Annotated in this window: 18 protein-coding genes; 8 read left to right on the forward strand and 10 right to left on the reverse strand. The window is 53.0% G+C overall.

Annotated elements, in window-relative coordinates:
• Positions 1 to 32 precede the first annotated feature (32 nt).
• Positions 33 to 674 (reverse strand): helix-turn-helix transcriptional regulator, encoded by a 642-nt coding sequence (locus SGR01S_RS12875; protein ID WP_037420493.1) that lies wholly within the window; start codon positions 672 to 674, stop codon positions 33 to 35.
• Between the two features lie 86 nt (positions 675 to 760).
• On the opposite strand from SGR01S_RS12875, the gene SGR01S_RS12880 reads away from it, so the two are divergent.
• Both SGR01S_RS12880 and mfd read left to right on the forward strand, forming a co-directional pair.
• Entirely contained in the window at positions 761 to 1,744 is a 984-nt protein-coding gene (locus SGR01S_RS12880) for a threo-3-hydroxy-L-aspartate ammonia-lyase (protein ID WP_061807628.1), read from the forward strand.
• 151 nt (positions 1,745 to 1,895) lie between these two features.
• Positions 1,896 to 5,378, forward strand: coding sequence for a transcription-repair coupling factor (mfd, locus tag SGR01S_RS12885; RefSeq protein WP_061807629.1), 3,483 nt, complete (start codon positions 1,896 to 1,898; stop codon positions 5,376 to 5,378).
• Positions 5,379 to 5,410: 32 nt separating this feature from the next.
• On the opposite strand, the gene SGR01S_RS12890 is transcribed toward mfd, so the two are convergent.
• A complete protein-coding gene (locus SGR01S_RS12890) occupies positions 5,411 to 6,511 on the reverse strand; it encodes a GGDEF domain-containing protein (protein ID WP_061807630.1) in 1,101 nt (366 codons plus the stop codon).
• A gap of 201 nt (positions 6,512 to 6,712) precedes the next feature.
• Here SGR01S_RS12890 and SGR01S_RS12895 point away from each other — a divergent pair, with 201 nt between their 5' ends.
• Both SGR01S_RS12895 and dauA read left to right on the forward strand, forming a co-directional pair.
• Positions 6,713 to 7,198: a heme-degrading domain-containing protein gene (locus SGR01S_RS12895; protein WP_061807631.1), complete on the forward strand. Its 486-nt coding sequence runs from the start codon at positions 6,713 to 6,715 to the stop codon at positions 7,196 to 7,198.
• 231 nt (positions 7,199 to 7,429) lie between these two features.
• Positions 7,430 to 9,118, forward strand: a complete 1,689-nt coding sequence (gene dauA / locus SGR01S_RS12900; RefSeq protein ID WP_061807632.1) for a C4-dicarboxylic acid transporter DauA — start codon at positions 7,430 to 7,432, stop codon at positions 9,116 to 9,118.
• A 49-nt stretch (positions 9,119 to 9,167) separates the two neighbouring features.
• Here the strand turns inward: dauA and kdsA are convergent, their stop codons facing one another.
• From kdsA to hemA, 6 genes are all read right to left on the reverse strand, one after another.
• Entirely contained in the window at positions 9,168 to 10,022 is an 855-nt protein-coding gene (gene kdsA, locus SGR01S_RS12905; protein ID WP_037420478.1) for a 3-deoxy-8-phosphooctulonate synthase, read from the reverse strand.
• Between the two features lie 33 nt (positions 10,023 to 10,055).
• Entirely contained in the window at positions 10,056 to 10,865 is an 810-nt protein-coding gene (gene sirB1, locus SGR01S_RS12910) for an invasion regulator SirB1 (protein WP_037420474.1), read from the reverse strand.
• Complete coding sequence (locus tag SGR01S_RS12915; protein WP_061807633.1) at positions 10,862 to 11,260, reverse strand: SirB2 family protein; 399 nt, start codon at positions 11,258 to 11,260, stop codon at positions 10,862 to 10,864. The genes sirB1 and SGR01S_RS12915 overlap by 4 nt, the downstream gene beginning before the upstream one ends.
• 175 nt (positions 11,261 to 11,435) lie before the next feature.
• On the reverse strand, positions 11,436 to 12,272 hold the full coding sequence (gene prmC / locus SGR01S_RS12920) for a peptide chain release factor N(5)-glutamine methyltransferase (protein WP_061807634.1): 837 nt from the start codon (positions 12,270 to 12,272) through the stop codon (positions 11,436 to 11,438).
• Positions 12,272 to 13,357 (reverse strand): peptide chain release factor 1, encoded by a 1,086-nt coding sequence (prfA, locus tag SGR01S_RS12925; protein ID WP_037420465.1) that lies wholly within the window; start codon positions 13,355 to 13,357, stop codon positions 12,272 to 12,274. Before prfA ends, prmC begins: the two co-directional genes overlap by 1 nt.
• A 31-nt stretch (positions 13,358 to 13,388) precedes the next feature.
• On the reverse strand, positions 13,389 to 14,651 hold the full coding sequence (gene hemA, locus SGR01S_RS12930; protein WP_037420462.1) for a glutamyl-tRNA reductase: 1,263 nt from the start codon (positions 14,649 to 14,651) through the stop codon (positions 13,389 to 13,391).
• A 714-nt stretch (positions 14,652 to 15,365) separates the two neighbouring features.
• Between hemA and lolB the strand changes: the two genes are divergently transcribed.
• The 3 genes from lolB (at position 15,366) to prs (ending at position 17,972) form a co-directional block, all read left to right on the forward strand.
• Complete coding sequence (gene lolB / locus SGR01S_RS12935; RefSeq protein ID WP_037420458.1) at positions 15,366 to 15,989, forward strand: lipoprotein insertase outer membrane protein LolB; 624 nt, start codon at positions 15,366 to 15,368, stop codon at positions 15,987 to 15,989.
• Positions 15,986 to 16,852 (forward strand): 4-(cytidine 5'-diphospho)-2-C-methyl-D-erythritol kinase, encoded by an 867-nt coding sequence (ispE, locus tag SGR01S_RS12940; RefSeq protein WP_061807635.1) that lies wholly within the window; start codon positions 15,986 to 15,988, stop codon positions 16,850 to 16,852. Before lolB ends, ispE begins: the two co-directional genes overlap by 4 nt.
• A 172-nt stretch (positions 16,853 to 17,024) precedes the next feature.
• Complete coding sequence (gene prs, locus SGR01S_RS12945) at positions 17,025 to 17,972, forward strand: ribose-phosphate diphosphokinase (RefSeq protein ID WP_012006410.1); 948 nt, start codon at positions 17,025 to 17,027, stop codon at positions 17,970 to 17,972.
• Positions 17,973 to 18,157: 185 nt separating this feature from the next.
• Here prs and ychH read toward each other — a convergent pair whose 3' ends face one another.
• Positions 18,158 to 18,436 (reverse strand): stress-induced protein YchH, encoded by a 279-nt coding sequence (gene ychH, locus SGR01S_RS12950; protein ID WP_037420452.1) that lies wholly within the window; start codon positions 18,434 to 18,436, stop codon positions 18,158 to 18,160.
• Between the two features lie 312 nt (positions 18,437 to 18,748).
• Here ychH and pth point away from each other — a divergent pair, with 312 nt between their 5' ends.
• Entirely contained in the window at positions 18,749 to 19,339 is a 591-nt protein-coding gene (gene pth, locus SGR01S_RS12955; protein WP_061807756.1) for an aminoacyl-tRNA hydrolase, read from the forward strand.
• Between the two features lie 43 nt (positions 19,340 to 19,382).
• On the opposite strand, the gene SGR01S_RS12960 is transcribed toward pth, so the two are convergent.
• Positions 19,383 to 20,912, reverse strand: a complete 1,530-nt coding sequence (locus tag SGR01S_RS12960) for a SulP family inorganic anion transporter (protein ID WP_037420449.1) — start codon at positions 20,910 to 20,912, stop codon at positions 19,383 to 19,385.
• Positions 20,913 to 21,589 lie beyond the last annotated feature (677 nt).

The raw sequence follows: 21,589 nt of genomic DNA on the forward strand, positions 1-21,589 counted from the left end.
TTTATTCCGCCGATCGCGCTAACAGCAGCAGGTCACCCGGCATCTCGCTTTAACAGGTTGTAAACCGAGACCCGCGAAATACCCAATGCTTCAGCTACCATGGTGGCTGCGCCGCGCAGTTGTAGATACCCCTGTTGCTTTAGCAATTGGATCACCTGAAAACGCTGTTCGGAAGAGAGCGCCCGTGGCGCAGTCGCACAGGAGGCGGCAAAATTGTTGATCACTGAGGCGATGTCCGACAGCGAGCGCGCCCCTTCAGCCACCGGCTGCGGCGCACTTTGCACCACTGCCGTTAACTGTTGCAGGATGGCGGTCGCACTGTTGAAGATAGAGACATCCAGGTTGAGGCAGATTGCGGCCACATAAACCCCTTGGCTGTTACGCAAACCGATTGACGTGCTCTTAGCCGGACGTCCATCCGGGAAAGCATTGGCATAGTTCTGTACCACATCAGGGAAATCCGGCGAGGCAATACGTTCCAACCCCATTTCGCTAGCTGCATCGCCAATACTACGGTTAGACAGGTTATTGGCGATAGCGACAATGGCGCGTCCTGGTTGCGTTAGATCGTGCAGCACCACTTCGCAACTCGGTGCAAACATGGCCCCCAATGCCTGGACTATTTTTTCCGCTTCACGCAGTAACAATGCGTTTTCCTGCTTGATATCGCTCATCAACTTAACCATTTGACAATAACTTTACAAAGAGTAAATTAAAATCTTCGGGTAATCAATCAACCTTTCACCTGCGCGAGGCCACAATGAGTTCAACCCCACACTGTATCACCGCCGCCGATATTTCTACCGCTGCAGAAATCCTGGCTGGACATGCCATCCGAACACCCGTGATGACCTCTCAGCAAGCTGACCATCTCACCGGTGCTCAACTGTTCTTCAAGTGCGAGAATTTCCAACGCGTGGGTGCCTTCAAGTTTCGTGGGGCTTACAACGCCATTGCCCAATTGAGCGCTGCGCAACGCAAAGCGGGCGTGATTGCGTTTTCCTCAGGTAATCACGCTCAGGCAATGGCACTGGCAGCGCGAGAACTTGGGGTCAATGTGACCATTGTGATGCCACACGACGCACCAGCAACCAAACTGGCAGCAACCCGCGGTTACGGTGCCAACGTGGTGATTTACCAGCGCCACAGTGAAGACCGCGAAGCCATTACCCAGCGGCTGGCTGCCGAACACGGCCTGACGGTAGTACCACCCTATGATTACCCGCACGTGATCGCCGGCCAGGGTACCGCCACCAAAGAACTGATTGAGGAAGTCGGGCCACTGGATGTGCTGTTGGTGTGTACCGGTGGCGGCGGCCTGTTGGCCGGTAGCGCGGTTGCAGCAAAACATTGGTCACCAAACTGTCGGGTGTTCGGGGTTGAGCCACAGGCGGGCAACGATGTGCAACAGGCATTTCGTAGCGGCCAACCGGTACACATCCCGGTACCGAAAACCATCGCCGACGGCGCACAGACTCAACAGGTGGGTGCGCTGACCTTCCCAATCATTAAGCAGTACGTCGAGGATATCCTGACGGTCAGCGACCCGCAGTTATGTCGGCAGATGCGCTTCTTCATGGAACGGATGAAAATGGTGGTCGAGCCGACAGGTTGCCTGGCCGCAGCGGCAGCAATGAATTCGCTGCTCGATTTGCGCGGCAAAAAGGTCGGTGTGATCGTCAGTGGCGGTAACGTTGACGTCGACAAAATCGCCGACTACCTCGCCATAGCGGCGCAAGAATAATGCCATCAGGTGGTTAAACATACGCCAATAGACCGCCGCATTGCGCTTTTACCTATGTCAGTTTAGTGCCCAGTGGGCTAGTATTACCGGGTAAAGGCGCGGTGTTATTTGTGCCGGGGCGAAATTTAACACATTGATTAAAGATACCTTAATGAGCATCTCCGATAATCCTAAGCGTTCTGCATCCTCAACAACCTCCCGTTATTCTTTGCCTGAGCGTGCAGGCGATTTGCGCCAGTTGGGGCAACTGACCGGCTCGGCCTGCGCCGTAGAGTGCGCCGAGATCATCGAACGACATAACGGGCCGGTGATGTTGATCGCCCCGGACATGCAAAATGCGCTGCGGCTGCGCGACGAAATCCAGCAGTTTACCGATCAAATGGTGACGACACTGTCAGACTGGGAAACCCTCCCCTACGACAGCTTCTCGCCACATCAGGAAATTATCTCCGCGCGTCTGTCGAGCCTGTACCACCTGCCGACCATGGTGCGCGGCGTCATTATCCTGCCGGTCAATACCCTGATGCAGCGTGTTTGCCCACACGAGTTCCTGCACGGCCATGCGCTGGTAATGAAAAAAGGCCAGCGCCTGTCGCGCGACAAACTACGTGCCCAACTCGAGCAAGCGGGCTACCGCAGTGTCGATCAAGTGATGGAGCACGGTGAGTTCGCCACCCGCGGCGCATTGCTTGATCTGTTTCCAATGGGTAGCGAAGAACCCTACCGCATCGATTTCTTCGACGATGAAATCGACAGTCTGCGCACCTTTGATGTCGACAACCAACGTACGCTGAGTGAAGTCGACGCCATCAACCTGCTGCCAGCGCATGAATTCCCGACCGATAAAAACGCTATCGAACTGTTCCGCAGTCAATGGCGTGAACAGTTTGAAGTCCGCCGCGACGCCGAACATATTTATCAACAGGTGAGTAAAGGGACCTGGCCAGCCGGTATCGAATATTGGCAACCCCTGTTTTTCAATCAACCGCTGCCATCGCTGTTCAGCTATCTGCCAGGCAATACGCTGATCGTCAATACCGGCAATCTGGAAAGCGCCGCCGAACGTTTCTGGCTGGACGTTAACCAACGTTACGAGAGCCGCCGCGTCGATCCAATGCGGCCACTGCTGTCACCTGACAGTCTGTGGCTTCGGGTCGATACGCTGTTTAGCGAATTGAAAGCCTGGCCGCGCATGGCGCTAAAAACCGAAGAGCTGCCAGCCAAAGCCGGTAACACCAATCTGGATTACCGCGCATTGCCCGATCTGGCCGTGCAGGCGCAGCAAAAAGCACCGCTGGATAATCTGCGCCGCTTTATTGAAAGCTTTGACGGCAGCGTTATTTTCTCGGTCGAAAGTGAAGGCCGCCGTGAAACGTTGCAAGACCTGCTAGGCCGTATCAAGCTCGGCACCTCGTTGATCCAACATCTCGATCAGGCCGAGCCAGCAGGCCGTTACATGATGGTCGGTGCCTCCGAGCGCGGTTTCCTCGATGGTATGCGCAACCGGGCCCTGATCTGCGAAAGCGATCTGCTCGGCGAACGCGTCAGCCGCCGTCGACAAGACAACCGCCGCACCATTAATACCGATGTCCTGATCCGCAACCTGGCAGAACTGCACCCTGGCCAGCCGGTGGTGCATCTGGAGCATGGCGTCGGGCGCTATGTGGGTTTAACCACGCTGGAAGCCGGTGGCATCAAGGCCGAATACTTGATCCTGTCCTATGCCGGTGAAGACAAGCTGTATGTGCCAGTTTCTTCATTACACCTTATCAGCCGTTATGCGGGAGGCGCAGACGAAAATGCCCCGCTGCATAAACTGGGTGGTGATGCCTGGTCACGCGCACGACAGAAAGCGGCCGAGCGGGTACGGGACGTAGCGGCAGAGCTGCTGGATATCTATGCCCAACGCGCTGCCAAAACCGGCTTCGCGTTTAAACATAACCGTGAGCAATATCAGTTGTTCTGTCAAAGCTTCCCATTTGAAACCACCCCCGATCAGGAACAGGCGATCAACGCCGTACTGAGCGACATGTGCCAACCCTTGGCCATGGACAGGTTGGTGTGTGGGGATGTCGGCTTCGGCAAAACTGAAGTGGCAATGCGCGCCGCGTTTCTGGCTGTTGAAAACGGCAAACAAGTTGCGGTATTGGTGCCGACAACCCTGCTGGCGCAGCAGCATTTTGACAACTTCCGCGATCGCTTCGCAACCTGGCCAATCCGCATTGAGATGATGTCACGCTTCCGCAGCGCTAAAGAGCAGCAGCAAGTGATGGACGATGCCGTCGATGGTAAAGTTGACATCATCATTGGTACCCACAAATTGCTGCAAAGCGAACTACGCTGGAAAGATCTGGGGCTGTTGATCGTCGACGAAGAGCACCGCTTCGGTGTTCGCCATAAAGAGCGTATTAAAGCAATGCGCGCCGACGTAGATATTCTGACGCTGACTGCCACACCTATCCCGCGTACGCTGAACATGGCCATGAGTGGCATGCGTGACCTGTCAATTATCGCTACCCCACCTGCCCGTCGCCTGGCAGTAAAAACCTTTGTCCGCGAGTATGACAGTTTGGTCGTTCGCGAAGCAATCCTGCGCGAAGTATTGCGTGGGGGTCAGGTTTACTACCTGTACAACGATGTAGAAAACATCGAAAAAGCAGCAGAAAAACTGGCCGAGTTGGTACCAGAAGCGCGTATCGCTATCGGTCACGGCCAGATGCGTGAACGCGATCTGGAACGGGTGATGAACGACTTCCACCACCAGCGTTTCAACGTGTTGGTCTGTACCACCATTATCGAAACCGGCATCGATATCCCCAGCGCCAATACCATTATCATTGAGCGGGCGGATCGCTTTGGTCTCGCGCAGTTGCATCAGCTACGCGGCCGCGTCGGGCGTTCACACCATCAAGCCTACGCCTATTTGCTGACGCCGAATCCGAAAGCCATGAGCACCGACGCCCATAAACGTCTGGAGGCCATCGCGTCGCTGGAAGATTTGGGTGCCGGCTTTGCGTTAGCCACTCACGATCTGGAGATTCGTGGCGCGGGCGAACTGCTGGGTGAAGATCAGAGTGGCCAGATGACCACCGTTGGTTTTTCACTGTATATGGAACTGTTGGAAAGTGCAGTTGATGCGCTTAAGCACGGACGTGAGCCTTCGCTCGAAGACCTCACCAGCAACCAAACGGAAGTGGAGCTGCGTATGCCTGCCCTGCTGCCGGATGATTTCATTCCCGACGTTAACACCCGTCTGTCGTTCTATAAACGTATTGCCAGTGCGAAAAACGACGGTGAATTGGAAGAACTGAAAGTGGAGCTGATTGACCGCTTCGGTCTGCTGCCCGATCCAGCACGTAACCTGCTGCAATGTGCGGCTCTGCGTCAACATGCCCAAAAACTGGGCATAAAACGCATAGAAGGCAATGAACGCGGCGGGTTTATTGAGTTTGGCGAGAAGAACCTGGTTGACCCAGGTTATTTGATTGGTCTGCTACAGAGTAATCCACAAATCTATCGTCTGGATGGGCCAACCAAGCTGAAATTTATGCTGGATTTGACCGACCGCCAGAAACGCCTGAAGTTTACAGAAGAGTTACTGACTGCATTCCGCGAGCATACGTTGACAGCCTGACCCTTTCCCCTCCTGTGAATATCAGGAGGGGATCATTCGCGGCGGAAGCCTGCACCAAGCGGTGAAAACTGCATCAACCGGCTGCACACCACCTGATTTTTCCCTTTGCGTTTGGCGTCATATAGCGCTTCATCCGTGACCTCTATCGCCTTATCGACCGCCATACCGGGCAGATACAGCGACGCACCGATAGAAACCGTGATGTGTGCCTCACCGCCGTCATCCAGTAGAAACGTGGTGGCTTCCACGCTGCGGCGAATACGTTCTGCGACGCCATCAATCGTCGCTGGATCGTAATTGGCCGTAATAACAATAAACTCCTCACCGCCATAGCGGCCGACGAAATCTTCGCTGCGTACGCTGCTTTTTAACAACGTACCCACTCGCGCCAACAGCACGTCCCCAACCAAATGGCCATAGGTATCGTTGATATGTTTGAAATCATCCAAATCGAGAATCATCAACCCACAAGGTCGACGCTCTACCTGTTGCAGCATCAGTCGGTAGTCCACACTGGCGCGGTTACTGAGATGGGTAAGGCTGTCGATGGTGGCTTTATCACGCATAGAGAAATAGGCATGAATGTGCCGCTCTTTGAAGTTGATCGCATGGTAGCAAATGGCCAGACACAGGGCGGAAATAGCCTGGTACAGCAACACATCTGGCCACAGCACCCGCATATCCACAAAAAACCAGACTACCGCGATGCGATACAGCGCAATGAGGCAAATGGTGAGATAGAACACCCGATTCGATTTTCTCCGCCAAACTCGCGACAGCAATAATGGAATGATGATCGAGCCGATAAACAGGTTATCGACAGTAAAGCCCCCGCTGAAAATCAGCGACATCAGATAACAGGCGAACCCACTGACGGCACCACCATAAAACGTCACCAATATCATTGGGATCATCACGAAGCTGTAATGCACGTCACCGACCAACTCTAATCTATCCTGATTTAGAAAAAGAACCGCCAGGCCTGCCAGTGCGCCAAAGAGCAGACGTTTCCACAGCTCGGAATCATAGGAAAAAGGGGCGTTCTTGCTGAGAGCAAAATAGCTGATGGACAGTGTGGCATAGGTAATGCAGGCGTCACTATACAAGGTGGGAATTGACGCAACGTAAGTCATAAATATTCGCTATGCTCCACGAGAATAACAGGGTGATTAAACAATAAATGTTGAGAACCAATCCCTGTCTCATCCAGCTCAGCATCGGAGATATTACCCAGATTAATAATAGATTAGCAGTTCTATGTTATTTCCAAGGTATCTATCCCATATGTCCGGTTCAGGATAGTCTGTTAGCGACCAATATGAGGGGTGACAACCATGAACATTGATGATGAATTGCACGCGCTTACTGAACAGGAAACGGCGTTAACCTTTAACCATTTTGATCATAATACTGCCTGGGAACTGGGGGCCGCACTGAAATCTGCCGCGGAACAACGCCGCCTGTCGATCGCCATAGAGATACAGCTTGCAGGGCAGACTCTCTTTTACTATGCCATGCCAGGCACCACGCCCGATATTGCTGACTGGGTACGACGTAAACGCAACGTGGTAAACCACTTCCACAAAAGCTCTTATGCAATTGGTCTGCGCCTGCAGCAGCGGCAATCAACTCTGGAAGAACGATACGGTCTGAGCGTTCGAGACTATTCGGTTCATGGCGGTGCCTTTCCTGTCAATTTAACGGGTCTCGGTTGCATCGGCACCATCAGCATTTCTGGCGCGCCACAACGGGAAGACCATAATCTGCTGGTTGGTACCTTAGCCCACTTTCTCGGGTTATCCCTGCCAGTAGTCCATTAAGGGATGAAAGTAGCCTTATTCTATTTAGGCTGACCGTTTAAACCACGGCCAGCCTAATATCTGGTGTCAATTCTTCAATCTGAAAGAGTATAACTCCGATTTTCAGCACCGCATTGATGTACATCTATGAATCGTTGCCCTAACAGGCGTATGGTGTCTATCAGCTATTCGAGACGGACCTTTTCCGGCCCGCCATTCCGTTCTCTTTTATAGACTTGGTTTACACCTTAGATGAAAACGCATGAAATTAACGGCATCCGGCCGTTCAGCGCGCTGATAGATGCCTGCTGGCGGGAACCTTACTCTCTGCAACGCCTGCTTAAAGACGCCATTGCCGGCGTTACTGTCGGCATTATCGCCATCCCTTTGGCGATGGCACTGGCGATTGCCAGCGGCGTCCCCCCACAATATGGACTTTATACGTCGGCCGTCGCCGGGATTGTGATCGCCATCAGTGGTGGTTCACGCTACAGCGTGTCCGGTCCTACTGCTGCCTTCGTGGTGATCCTGTACCCCGTCTCCCAGCAGTTCGGGCTCTCTGGGTTGCTAATCGCCACCCTGCTTTCCGGGTTGTTTTTAGTGCTTATGGGATTAGCCCGCTTTGGTCGGCTTATTGAATATATTCCTCTGTCTGTGACGCTGGGTTTTACTTCCGGCATCGCCATTACTATTGCAACTATGCAGGTGAAGGATTTCTTCGGCCTGCACTTGGCAGTGGTGCCGGAACACTATGTAGGTAAGGTTTACGCGCTGGTACAAGCGTTGCCTACGTTAGATATAGGCGATACGCTGATCGGCGCAGTGACCCTGCTAATTCTGATATTCTGGCCGAAACTCGGTCTACGGGTGCCCGGTCATTTGCCGGCGTTGTTGGCAGGTACAGCGGTCATGGGCGTTCTGGCGATGTTTGATCACCCCGTAGCAACTATCGGCTCACGTTTCAGTTATCTATTGGCTGACGGCACTCAGGGCCAAGGTATCCCGCCTATCCTGCCGCAATTGATGCTCCCGTGGGATCTGCCCGCCGGCGATGGCAAACCAATGGCCCTGAACTGGCAAACTATCTCCGCTTTGCTGCCTGCTGCGTTTTCCATGGCCATGCTGGGCGCTATAGAATCCCTGTTGTGTGCTGTCGTGTTAGACGGTATGACCGGTAAGAAACACAACTCTAATACCGAACTGATTGGTCAAGGTGCCGGCAATATTATTGCGCCGTTCTTTGGCGGCATTACCGCTACCGCAGCAATCGCGCGCTCTGCGGCCAACGTGCGCGCAGGGGCTACTTCGCCGGTATCTGCCATTATCCACGCGCTGCTGGTGTTACTGGCACTACTGGTGCTGGCACCCTGGTTGTCCTGGCTGCCACTGGCCGCAATGGCATCATTGTTGCTAATGGTCGCCTGGAACATGAGCGAGGCGCATAAGGTCGTTTACCTACTACGACGGGCACCGAAAGACGACATTCTGGTGATGCTGCTGTGCATGTCACTGACCGTTCTGTTTGATATGGTGATTGCCATCACTGTGGGTATCGTGCTGGCTTCATTGCTGTTCATGCGACGTATTGCACGCATGACCCGCCTAAGCGAACTGAGCGCCGAAAACGGCCGTCTGGTGCTGCGTGTGAATGGCCCGCTGTTCTTCGCCGCCGCTGAGCGCATTTTTAATGAGTTGCTGGTGCGCAGCGAGAGCTATGACGTGATTGTGTTGCAGTGGGATGCAGTACCCGTATTGGACGCCGGTGGTTTAGATGCCCTACAGCGTTTTATCGAAGCCCTGCCGCCAGGCAAGCAATTGGCGATCACCGACATGCCATTCCAGCCATTGAAAACGCTGGCGCGGGCACGGGTACAACCTATTGAAGGGAAACTGCATTTCTACGCAACGCTACCCGAGGCGCTGGCAGCGCTAGAACGCTAAAAAACAAAAAAGCCCGACACGTCGGGCTTTTTACTACGAGAAAACTCGCTTAGTTGCTGGTATCGAGCTCTGGGAAACTCTTCACCAGATCGTCGATGGCTTTCATCTGTACCAGGAACGGCTCCAGCTTGTCCAGCGGCAACGCAGACGGACCATCACACTTGGCGCTATTTGGCTCTGGGTGCGCTTCAATAAACAGCCCAGCCAGGCCAACCGCCATACCAGCACGCGCCAACTCAGCAACCTGCGCACGACGACCACCGGAAGCCGCGCCAAACGGATCACGGGTTTGCAGCGCATGGGTGACGTCAAAGATCACCGGGTGGCCACCTGTGACGTTTTTCATCACGTTGATGCCCAGCATGTCGACGACCAGGTTATCGTAACCAAAGTTACTGCCGCGATCGCACAAAATTACCTGGTCGTTACCGCCTTCCTTGAACTTGTCGACGATATTACCCATTTGGCCTGGGCTAACGAACTGAGGCTTCTTGACGTTGATCACTGCGCCGGTCTTCGCCATCGCTTCCACCAGATCAGTCTGGCGTGCCAGGAAAGCCGGCAACTGGATAACGTCAACCACTTCGGACACGGGCTGCGCTTGTGACGCTTCGTGCACGTCAGTGATGGTTTTCACGCCGAAGGTTTTTTTGATTTCTTCGAAAATTTTCATCCCTTCTTCCAGACCCGGACCACGGTACGAGTGGATAGAAGAACGGTTTGCTTTATCAAAAGAGGCTTTGAAAACGTAAGGGATACCCAGTTTTTGCGTCACGGTGACGTAGTGTTCGCAGATGCGCATCGCCAAATCACGCGATTCCAGCACGTTCATACCGCCAAACAGCACAAACGGCAGATCGTTCGCTACGTTGATGTCACCAATGCTAACCACTTTCTGTTTCATGCTTTCGCCTTTGTTGATGTTAAATCAAATGAATTAATGCAGCGTGACCTGTTTCGGTTCAATCGAGTGGATCTGTATTTTGATCACTTCGCTGACCGGATCTTCAGGGCACTGTTCGACAAAATAGTTGAGATCGGAAATGGCGATATGGTTACATTCCAGTTGGGCGTAAATCAGCCCGCGATCGCGAATTTCGTAAGGATCATCCGGATCGAAGCACAGTACCGTTTCGCTGGCGCGTAGTGCCATTTCCATCTGTTTTTCTTCCATCAAGGCAGCTTTCAGCGTATCCAGCATCTTACGCACCACCATGACGTTTTCTGACTCATCGAGATCATCGTCTTCCAACTCGGAGGCCAGACCCAGGTTGCCCTTGATCCACACTTCCAGTTGGTGTTCGTTCAGCGTCTCGCCGTTGAGCGGGTTGATCAGCCACATTTCGTCATCCAGCCAGTCTGCCCGCAGGATCAGCTGAGTGGGGAAAATCACCGGCAATAGCGGTAAATCCAAATGCGCGGCAATATGCAGGAAAATGGTGCCCAATGAAACCGGCGTACCCTGGCGCCCTTCCAGCACTTTATCCAACCAGATAGCGTCAGACAGACGATACACACCGCTGGCACCACCAAAACCCCAGGTTTTGAAGAACAATTCAATGAGCGCGTCCAGTTGCTGTTCCTGGCTGAGATCCTGCGGCACTGCCGCTCGCGCGTCGTCGACCAGCTGTTGCAGCTTACGTTCGACCTCGACGGCGGGGAAATCACGCCGTACGGACTGCGATACCAGGATCACGCCCTCGCTCAGCAGCGAGGTGTTAAATTCAAAATCAGCAATGCTACTCATAAGTATCCCATCAGAAACGGTATTTTCGTCGTGGCAAGTTTAATTATCAGGTACAGACAGCCCAACGCCAGCACAAACGCCAGTGTGCGTAGGTTCTGGCTTTTGGTCTTCTTGCCCAATGCGACGTAGCCAAGCAGGATATAGATAATAACGCCAAACAGCTTCTCGGTCAGCCATGAGTCCATACCCAACAGCGGATAAAGCTTGAACATCACGACCAACGCAATGCCACTGGCGAACAACACCGTATCATTTATGTGCGGTGTTATCTTCACCCAGCGCTTGTTCATCATAGCCGAATTACGCCACTTCCAGAAGAAACGCAATACAAACAAGACAATACTGATGGTTACCGTCAACAAATGCAGATGTTTTAACGCCGAGTAGACTGCCATATTGCTTCCTTTTATTTATTCGCTGTGTGCTTATACCCGCCGTCTTTCAAGTTGCGGCGTTATTACCTACGCTCACGCATCCCAGTGGCTTACCTGAGCCAACATCAGGAGGCGAGCAAACTTGCTGCCGGGTAACAACTTGAAAGCCCGAGGCTAGCGTCTTGTTGGTTTTCAGTTACTGCTGCGGCCATTGGCCAAACGTCACGCGATCGTTGTCACCATAGTCACGGCGAGTGGCGATCGAAATAAAACCGGCGGCCTGCAGCAGTGCACGTACGCTCTCACCTTGCTGCCAACCGTGTTCAAGCAAAAGCCACCCCTGTGGCTGCAAATGCTGTGGTGCCTGTTGCACGATAGCGGACAAATCCGCCAATCCATGCTGCTGCGCGACCAGCGCACTACTAGGCTCAAAACGTACGTCACCTTGCGCCAAGTGTGGATCGGCTGCGTCAATGTACGGAGGATTGCTGACGATCAAAGCGAAAGTTTGCCCGGTCAGTGGCGCAAACCAACTACCCTGAAGAAATTGCACGTTGGCGATCGCCAGCTTCTGCGCATTATGCTGTGCCAGCGCCACGGCTTCAGGCTGTAAATCAACGCCCGTCACGCTGCAGTCCGGGCGTTCGCTAGCCAGCGCCAGCGCAATGGCGCCAGTGCCGGTGCCGAGATCGAGGATGGTGCAAGGGGACGGCGGTAGACGCTCCAACGCCAGTTCTACCAAACATTCGGTGTCTGGACGAGGGATCAAAGTGGCCGGCGAGACTGACAGCGGCAGCGACCAAAACTCACGTTCGCCGACCAGATACGCCACCGGCTCGCCACGTTCGCGGCGCACCAGCAGCCTTTCCAACTGTTCCTGCTGTTGTTGCGTCAGTAATGTTTCACCAAACGCCATCAGGAAAGTTCTGGCCCGGCCAGTCACGAAACCCAAGAGGATTTCGGCATCACGCCGGGCACTTTCACTTTGCGTCAGCCGGGCAACCGCCGCCTTCAGCCAGGATTGATAATCCATTACTCAGGCTCAGCGGACAGCGCAGCAAGCTGGTCGGCCTGGTATTCCTGCACAATCGGCTGGATCAACATGTCCAGTTTGCCTTCCATTACTTCATCCAGACGGTACAGCGTCAGGTTGATACGGTGGTCGGTCACTCGCCCCTGCGGGAAATTGTAGGTTCGGTTGCGATCGGAACGATCGCCGCTCCCCAACAGGTTGCGGCGTGTTGATGCCTCCGCCTGCTGGCGTTTGGCCATCTCGGCTGCACGAATACGTGCGCCCAGCACTGACATCGCCTTGGCTTTGTTTTTGTGCTGTGAACGCTCGTCTTGGCATTCCACCACAATGCCGGTCGGCAAGTGAGTAATACGAATTGCCGAGTCGGTGGTGTTAACGTGCTGACCACCGGCACCAGAAGAGCGGAAAGTGTCGATTTTCAGATCGCCTGCGTTGATCTCCGGCAGTTCAGCTTCCGGCACGGCAGGCATTACAGCCACGGTGCAGGCCGAGGTATGAATACGCCCCTGCGACTCGGTTTCCGGTACACGCTGTACGCGGTGGCCGCCGGATTCAAATTTCAATTGACCGAAAACACCATCGCCAGAAACCTTGGCAATCACTTCTTTATAGCCGCCATGCTCGCCTTCGTTGGCGCTCATGATCTCAACGCGCCAGCGACGCGTTTCGGCATAACGGCTGTACATACGGAACAAATCACCGGCAAAGATTGCCGCTTCGTCACCGCCGGTACCAGCACGGACTTCCAGGAAACAATCGCGCTCGTCATCCGGATCTTTCGGCAACAGTAGCAGCTGCAACTGTTGCTCCAACTCTTCCGTCGCCGCCTTGGCCTGCTTCAGCTCTTCCTGCGCCATTTCGCGCATTTCAGGATCGTCCAGCATCATTTCCGCCGTTGCCAGGTCGTCCTGCACCTGACGCCATTCCAGGAAACAGCGGCTAACGTCGGTCAGCTGTGCATATTCGCGCGACAACGCGCGGAACCGATCTTGGTCGGCAATAACGCCGGCATCGCCGAGCAGCGCCTGCACTTCTTCATGGCGCTCTTGTAACGCTTCCAGTTTGGCAACAATAGAAGGCTTCATGCGTGGTATTAAACCCTGTTAAAAGAGAAAACTAATGCTGATCCAGCCCGAGGCTGTCGCGTAATAATTGCAACCGCTCCACGTCGCCATCGCCGGCGGCCTGTTGGAGGGATTTGGTAGGGGCATGAATAAGGCGGTTGGTCAGCCGGTGGGCCAGTTCGTGAATAACCTGTTCCACATCGGCGCCTTGCGCAATGGCAGCCAACGCTTTGGCTTCCATTTCTGCACGGATCTGGTCGGCCTGCGAACGATAATCGCGGATAGTTTCCACCGCGCCCTGTGAGCGCAGCCAGGCCATAAAGTTGGTGCTTTCTTGCTGAACGATCGACTCCGCCTGCACTGCCGCGGCCTTGCGCTGCGCCAGATTGCTTTGAATGATGGCGTGCAGATCGTCCACGCTGTACAAATAGGCGTTAGCCAGCTTGCCCACTTCAGGTTCAATATCGCGAGGTACGGCGATATCCACCAATAGCATTGGCTGGTTACGGCGCGCTTTCAGTGCTCGTTCCACCATCCCTTTACCGATGATCGGCAGCGGGCTGGCAGTTGAGCTGATAATAATGTCGGCGTCAGCCAAACGCTCGTCGATTTCCGGCAGCGTAATGACTTCTGCCCCGACTTCATCCGCCAACAGTTGGGCGCGCTCGCGGGTACGGTTGGCGATAATCATGTGCCGTACTTTGTGCTCACGCAGATGACGCGCCACCAGCTCTATCGTCTCACCTGCGCCGACGAGCAGCACATTCAGTTCAGCAAGCGATTCGAAGATTTGTCGAGCCAAAGTACAGGCGGCAAAAGCCACAGATACAGCACTGGCACCAATTTCGGTTTCTGTGCGCACGCGTTTGGCAACAGAGAAGGATTTTTGGAACAGACGCTCAAGCTCACCAGACAGTGACTGACCGCGTTGTGATTCGGCAAAGGCTTTTTTTACCTGCCCGAGGATCTGCGGCTCGCCCAGTACCAATGAATCCAACCCACTGGCCACACGCATCAGATGGCTAACCGCGTCATTGCCGTGGTGCCAATACAGGCTTTTACTCACTTCTTCCGGGCGCAGATGGTGGTACTCACACAGCCAGGCAACCAGCTGTTCGTGAATATGTTCCTGTTGCTCCACGCTAAGATAAAGCTCGGTACGGTTGCAGGTAGACAACACGACACCGCCCTGCACCAACGGTTGTTGGAGCAAGCTGGTCAGCGCCTGTTCGATTGACTCTGGAGAGAAGGTCACCCTTTCACGCAGAGAAACCGGAGCGGTTTTGTGATTTATACCTAACGCCAGCAGGGTCATTGCTTCGAGTAATACTTCTTTTGGTACGGGTTCTCGTTGAACGGCATTCTACTTGATGCGCGGGATCAATAAAAGTCACAACCGCATCTTCCGTTCAATCGCTGAAATAGTCAGCATCAATTGATTAATCGGTAATAAATACAGTGAGATGAATAATAATTTGGCGACATTACATACTGAATTTTAGTGCAGTATGCGATATTCCGCACAGTATTGGGTAAAACATGCACCCTGAGTATGGCGGTAGCTATCAAACATCCGGTGCTTACCAGCCCAAAGTACCGCAACGAAAGGTAGGATCTAAAAGGAATGAGACCTGTTGGCAAAAAACATGTTTAGCCTGAAGGTAGAAAAATGCAGAGCCCGCAAAGCATAACAACGAAATAATGATCCGTACTGAAAGCTTCATATTCGAGTGTCCTCCCGGCGATAAACACCCATATCATACAGTTCGCGACATCAACTAAACGCCAACGGCAAGCAATAGGCTTACCCAGAGATATTCTTGTGCGTGCAGCGGCATGGTTGAGTGATTGTGTTAATCTTAACAGCAAACACTGCGCATAATCCCGAGCCACATAGCCGTGACAAAGCCGGGAAGATTCAACGTGATGCTGCAAAAAATTGACGCGCCTGCGCAGTCCCGCTAGCGTAAATGGTGATACCACGGTTTCGCTGTGCGTGCCCGTAAGGACAAAAGGACAAGAGAAAGTTATGCCAATACGCAAAGTTAGTTTGCTACGCCTGATCCCGCTGGCCAGCCTGGTGCTGGCTGCCTGTACTACCACCAAGCCGACTGGTCCAGCTACCAGCCCGACGTCACCACAGTGGCGTGCCCACGAACAAGCGGTGCAACAGCTGGATCAGTATCAGACCCGTGGCTCTTTTGCTTATCTGTCAGACCAGAAAAAAGTCTATGCACGTTTCTTCTGGCAACAGTATTCCCCGGAACGTTATCGCCTGCTGCTGACCAACCCGCTTGGCAGCACTGAGCTTGATCTCAACGTACAGAAAAACGTGGTGCAATTGACCGATAACCAGGGCAAGCGCTATGTCAGTGATAACGCCGAAGAGATGATCCGCAAGCTGACCGGTATGGCCATTCCACTGGACAACCTGCGTCAATGGATGCTCGGCCTGCCAGGTGAGGCCAGCGACTTCAAGCTGGATGACCAGTACCGCTTGAATTCACTGAGTTACCAACAAGGCAACCAGACCTGGACCGTGGACTACCAGGATTACAACAACAGCCTCACACCACAGTTACCAAGCCGCCTCGAGCTGAAACAGGGTGACCAGCGCATCAAATTGAAAATGGACAATTGGACACTCAAATGATCCGCCAGTGGCCAGCGCCAGCTAAACTCAATCTGTTTTTATACATCACCGGGCAGCGTGCCGACGGTTATCATCTACTGCAGACGCTGTTCCAATTTTTGGATTACGGCGACACGCTGACTATCGACGTACGGCAGGATGACAATATCCGCCTGCTGACCCCTGTCGCAGGCGTGCCGGACGAGCAAAACTTGATCGTCCGTGCTTCTCGGCTATTGCAGCAGTATTGCGACAGTCACGGACTGAACACCGCTCCGCGCGGTGCTGACATCAGTATCGATAAGCGTCTGCCAATGGGTGGCGGCCTCGGAGGGGGTTCTTCCAATGCGGCTACGGTCTTGGTGGCGTTAAATGAACTGTGGCACTGCGGCTTGAGTGATGACCAATTAGCGGAGCTGGGGCTAACCCTCGGCGCCGATGTACCGGTTTTCGTTCGGGGTCATGCCGCCTTTGCTGAAGGCATCGGTGAGCAGTTACAACCGGCGAACCCACAAGAAAAGTGGTATTTGGTTGCTCATCCAGGCGTCAGCATCCCCACCCCGATCATTTTTGGTGATGTCGATTTAAAAAGAGATACCCCGGTTCGCCCGTTAAATGTGCTGTTACAGGCAACTTACGCAAATGATTGCGAACCAATAGCAAGAAAACGTTTTCGCGAGGTTGAACAGCTTGTTTCTTGGCTGTTAGAATACGCGCCGTCACGCCTGACTGGCACAGGTGCTTGTGTGTTTGCTGAATTCGACACAGAAACCGCCGCCCGTCAGGTGTTAAATCAAGCCCCGGAGTGGATACGTGGTTTTGTAGCGCGTGGCGTTAACGTCTCTCCACTACATCGCATTCGTTCCGGGCAGATTGAACCGTAGTTCTCGTTTCGCTGCGCAGAGTCGTTCACACCTGGCCCTGTAATCCCTGCGCCGCTGCGGTTCAAATTGTTTTTTTACACACCCGTATGATATTGCGCCGGCGTCGCTAACTGCCCCTTAGCGGAGGCCGAATGATAATATCTTCTCTGGACGCATGCCTGAGGTTCTTCTCGTGCCTGATATGAAGCTTTTTGCTGGTAACGCCACCCCGGAACTAGCACAACGTATTGCCAACCGTTTGTACACCAGCCTTGGTGACGCCGCTGTAGGTCGTTTTAGCGACGGCGAAGTGAGCGTGCAAATCAACGAAAATGTACGCGGCGGTGATATTTTCATCATCCAGTCCACCTGTGCCCCTACCAACGACAACCTGATGGAACTGGTTGTTATGGTAGATGCCCTGCGTCGCGCCTCCGCAGGTCGTATTACTGCTGTTATCCCTTACTTCGGTTATGCCCGCCAAGATCGCCGCGTGCGTTCTGCTCGTGTGCCAATCACGGCCAAAGTTGTAGCCGATTTCCTCTCCAGTGTAGGGGTTGACCGCGTTTTGACGGTGGATCTGCACGCTGAACAGATCCAAGGCTTCTTCGATGTTCCGGTAGATAACGTGTTCGGTAGCCCGATCCTGCTGGAAGACATGTTGCAACAGAACCTGGAGAACCCAATCGTGGTTTCCCCAGACATCGGCGGCGTAGTGCGCGCCCGCGCTATCGCCAAACTGCTTAACGATACCGACATGGCTATCATCGATAAACGCCGCCCACGTGCGAACGTTTCTCAGGTGATGCACATTATTGGTGACGTGGCAGGCCGTGACTGCGTGCTGGTTGACGACATGATCGACACCGGTGGTACCTTATGTAAAGCAGCTGAAGCGTTGAAAGAACGCGGTGCCAAACGCGTATTTGCCTACGCGACGCACCCGATCTTCTCCGGTAACGCGGTGGAAAACATCAGGAACTCGGTGATTGATGAAGTGATTGTCTGCGACACCATTCCGTTGTCAGCAGAAATCAAAGCACTGAAAAACGTACGTACTCTGACGCTGTCTGGCATGTTGGCTGAAGCCATCCGCCGTATCAGCAATGAAGAGTCAATTTCTGCGATGTTCGAGCATTAATCACTTCTCTTTTCGGTGCGGCGCCCTGCCGCATCGTATTGATGAGTTGCCCGATAGCAGAAAAAGAAAAACCCGTTGGTGCATAAGCAACAACGGGTTTTCTACGGGTAGTCGAACATGACCTTAGACCTTAATGCGCGGCAGATATCCTTTGCCGTAGTGCTAGCTCCCTTTTATCTTTTTAATCAATGTGACGGACGATGATTATCGTTACGGCAACGTTTATCAAAGTGTTTTACCCACCAGTAGCGATCTGCAACCTGCTCACGACCGCCAATACGGGCACCGACCAGCCATAACAACGCCCCCACGAAAATACTCATGATTGCGCCATGGGCGAAAAATTGCGGTAAATTGAACTGAGATACTTCAGCAACAATGGTGTATCCGACGCCGCCGACCATGACGATCAGCCCCAGCCCCATAAAAAAGTTGCCCATTCTGTCCGCGTTTCTGCGTTTCATATGCCACCTCCATAGTGCCATTTGCCAACTGGGATAACTCAGTAACTGGTTAACCCACTTTGATAAGTTGAGTATAGCCTCTGGCCCGACAAGATGATTGAGGAAGTGATCACAAATGGTAAAGAAAACATGACAAATCTTTACCTTATTCGAGTCATTAGCTAACAAATTGAATGGTTCCGCTAATGAATTATTCTTTCTTCTATCGATAACGGCACATCGGTGCGGAAGGTACATCAGGATTTTGTCATTCGGTGCGTGGAAAGGTAGACTAATGCCCTTTCCACTATGTCGATCAAAGCGAATTTCCCAGTGAGCAGTATTAAATTGATAGTCGGCCTGGCGAATCCAGGCGCCGAATATGCCCAAACGCGCCACAATGCCGGTGCCTGGTACGTCGATTTACTGGCCCAGCGCCACAACCAGCAGTTGAAGGAAGAGAGCAAATTCTTCGGCTACACCGCCCGGCTGAACCTGGCGGGCAATGACGTACGCCTGCTGGTGCCTACCACCTTTATGAACCTCAGTGGCAAAGCTGTGTTGGCCATGGCCAATTTCTACCGCATTGAGCCGGACGAAATCCTGGTGGCCCATGATGAATTGGATATCCCTCCCGGTGTCGCAAAAATCAAACTGGGTGGTGGCAACGGCGGCCACAACGGGCTCAAAGATATTCAAAATAAGTTTGGTAATAACCCGAACTTCTATCGCCTGCGTATCGGTATTGGCCATCCGGGTGATAAAAACAAGGTGGTGGGTTTCGTACTCGGCAAACCACCGGCCAGCGAGCAGAAAATGATTGATGAAGCAATCGACGAAGCGGCGCGTTGCACAGAGCTCTTGCTGACGGACGGATTGGAGAAAACCGTTCGCCGTCTGCACAGTTTCAAGGCACAAGCCTGATAGTAAGTGATTGCAGCGGGCATTTCGCCCGCTGCTGACTGTGTTAGGTTCTCAATTTGAAGGTTTCTTCACCAACACTCTCGTCGTCGGTTTGATAACCCTCCTCCGCCACATAATATTGCGGATCATCCAATTCATGACTGCAAAACGGGCCGGCTTGTTTCAACAAACGCACGCAGTCACTGCTCAAGTGGCGTAACCGAATGGTTTTTCCCGCAGCCAGATAACGTGCCGTCAGCTTATCAATGGCTTCTACCCCACTGGAATCCATCACCCGGGTGCCGGCAAAATCCAGTACTACATTTTGCGGATCATTTTTGGGATCGAACAAGTCGGCAAAGGCCGCGGTGGAACCAAAGAACAGTGGGCCGTCCAACTGATATACGGCGACCTCACCTTCTACCTGATGTTGGCGCACACGTATACGCGCCTGCTGCCAGGCAAACACCAGCGCCGAGATAATTACCCCACTGATCACCGCCATCGCCAGATCGGTAAAGATAGTAATCAAGGTGACCAATAGCATCACTAACGCATCCGCTTTCGGCATTCGGCGTAAGCGACGCAGTGAACTCCATTCAAAGGTGTTGTAGCACACCACCAGCATCACTCCGGCCAGTGCCGCGACCGGCAGCAGGCCGATATAGCCAGACAGACTGACGACAAAAAGGATCAGCAGTACCGCACCGACGACACCAGAAATGCGTCCACGACCGCCAGAGGTGAAGTTGATGATCGACTGACCAATCATCGCACAGCCGGCAAAACAGCCAAACAAACCGCACAGGGTATTACCCGCACCTTGGGCGATACTCTCACGGTTGCCATTACCCTTCTTACCGCCCATTTCATCAAGCACTGTCATGGTCAGCAGCGACTCAATCAATCCCACCAGTGCGATAACCACAGCGTACGGCAAGACTACTTTCAGCATTTCCAGGTTGAAAGGTGCCATCGGCAGGCTGAAATGTGGCAACGCGCCGGAGATATCCGCCAGATCACCAACCCGTAAAGTATGCAGATTAAACCCAATCGCCAGAGCCGAAACCACGATTAGCGCCGCTAACGACGCTGGGATAGCCCGCGTTAACCGCGGGAATAACACCACCACCAGGATCGCCAGGGCCACCAGCCCGTACATCAGCAGCCCCTGCCCCGCAATCATATGCAATTGTGCCAACATAATGACGATCGCCAAGCCATTCACAAAACCGTGGATAGCAGGCAGTGGCACCAGGCGAATAAATTTACCCAGTCGGAACACCCCTATCAGAATTTGGATAACCCCGGCGAAAATCGTTGCCCACAACACATATGCCATACCCTGTTGTGCAGCCAGACTCATCAATACAACCACTATCGAACCAGCCGCGCCCGACACCATGCCCGGCTTGCCACCAAACAGTGCGGTCACCAGACCGATAATAAACGCGGTGTGCAATCCGACGATGGGAGAAAGTCCCGCGACCAATGAAAAGCCGACCGCTTCCGGGATCATTGACACTGCCACTACAAAGCCCGCCAGCATCTCGTTCTTGACGGCTGACAGCCTGAAATTGTTCAGGTTAAACATGGAATAATCACTTCTGACAAATAAAACACATTCCCGAAGCACGGGAAGCAGAACCGCATGGCGCGGCAAACCTCAGGAGGGGGCAACTCATGGTGGACTGGGCAAGAAGTACATCCGACACGTTTCCTGTAGGTTAATCAGAAGTGTCAGTATGTGTAAATGTGATCCAAATCTCAATAAAAAACCGGCTGGGTTGCTGCATTTATCCCCACCACACCGTCAGCGCGAGAAAAATGGGCTCTGATATCTCCTGCTTTGCGGTGGATTAAATTGCATGTACCGACAGAAAACGATCAACTGAATTCTCGACCCAAGCTGCGCGATTACCTTCAGCCTGGGTTTCATAATGTCAGGAGGGATCAACGTTGTAGGTTGAAGTAACCCATGGATTTTATCCCCTCAAATTCTTCATCCGCGTCCTTCTCGTTATGTAATAGCGGGACCGCGGTGATAGCGCTCGCCTCCTTACATTCCTCCGGTGAATAAAAAAAGAAAAGAATGACAGTAATAATAGTAACAGTGGCAATATAAAAATACAGAATCCATTCATTATGTGAATACCTATAAATAATCAATCAAGAACAATTAAAAACCCTAACTCAAAATAACAACGCGGACAACAATAAATAATCAATAAAAACCAGTGCGTTACTTGATTGAATAACAACAACGTTTTA

Origin of the sequence: Serratia grimesii NBRC 13537 (assembly GCF_001590905.1) — a bacterium.
Taxonomy (GTDB): Bacteria; Pseudomonadota; Gammaproteobacteria; order Enterobacterales; family Enterobacteriaceae; genus Serratia; species Serratia grimesii.

Coding starts and splice junctions, on each gene's coding strand:
- SGR01S_RS12875 (WP_037420493.1), bottom strand. CDS start 674: ATGAGCGATATCAAGCAGGAAAACGCATTGTTACTGCGTGAAGCGGAA.
- SGR01S_RS12880 (WP_061807628.1), top strand. CDS start 761: ATGAGTTCAACCCCACACTGTATCACCGCCGCCGATATTTCTACCGCT.
- mfd (WP_061807629.1), top strand. CDS start 1,896: ATGAGCATCTCCGATAATCCTAAGCGTTCTGCATCCTCAACAACCTCC.
- SGR01S_RS12890 (WP_061807630.1), bottom strand. CDS start 6,511: ATGACTTACGTTGCGTCAATTCCCACCTTGTATAGTGACGCCTGCATT.
- SGR01S_RS12895 (WP_061807631.1), top strand. CDS start 6,713: ATGAACATTGATGATGAATTGCACGCGCTTACTGAACAGGAAACGGCG.
- dauA (WP_061807632.1), top strand. CDS start 7,430: ATGAAAACGCATGAAATTAACGGCATCCGGCCGTTCAGCGCGCTGATA.
- kdsA (WP_037420478.1), bottom strand. CDS start 10,022: ATGAAACAGAAAGTGGTTAGCATTGGTGACATCAACGTAGCGAACGAT.
- sirB1 (WP_037420474.1), bottom strand. CDS start 10,865: ATGAGTAGCATTGCTGATTTTGAATTTAACACCTCGCTGCTGAGCGAG.
- SGR01S_RS12915 (WP_061807633.1), bottom strand. CDS start 11,260: ATGGCAGTCTACTCGGCGTTAAAACATCTGCATTTGTTGACGGTAACC.
- prmC (WP_061807634.1), bottom strand. CDS start 12,272: ATGGATTATCAATCCTGGCTGAAGGCGGCGGTTGCCCGGCTGACGCAA.
- prfA (WP_037420465.1), bottom strand. CDS start 13,357: ATGAAGCCTTCTATTGTTGCCAAACTGGAAGCGTTACAAGAGCGCCAT.
- hemA (WP_037420462.1), bottom strand. CDS start 14,651: ATGACCCTGCTGGCGTTAGGTATAAATCACAAAACCGCTCCGGTTTCT.
- lolB (WP_037420458.1), top strand. CDS start 15,366: ATGCCAATACGCAAAGTTAGTTTGCTACGCCTGATCCCGCTGGCCAGC.
- ispE (WP_061807635.1), top strand. CDS start 15,986: ATGATCCGCCAGTGGCCAGCGCCAGCTAAACTCAATCTGTTTTTATAC.
- ychH (WP_037420452.1), bottom strand. CDS start 18,436: ATGAAACGCAGAAACGCGGACAGAATGGGCAACTTTTTTATGGGGCTG.
- SGR01S_RS12960 (WP_037420449.1), bottom strand. CDS start 20,912: ATGTTTAACCTGAACAATTTCAGGCTGTCAGCCGTCAAGAACGAGATG.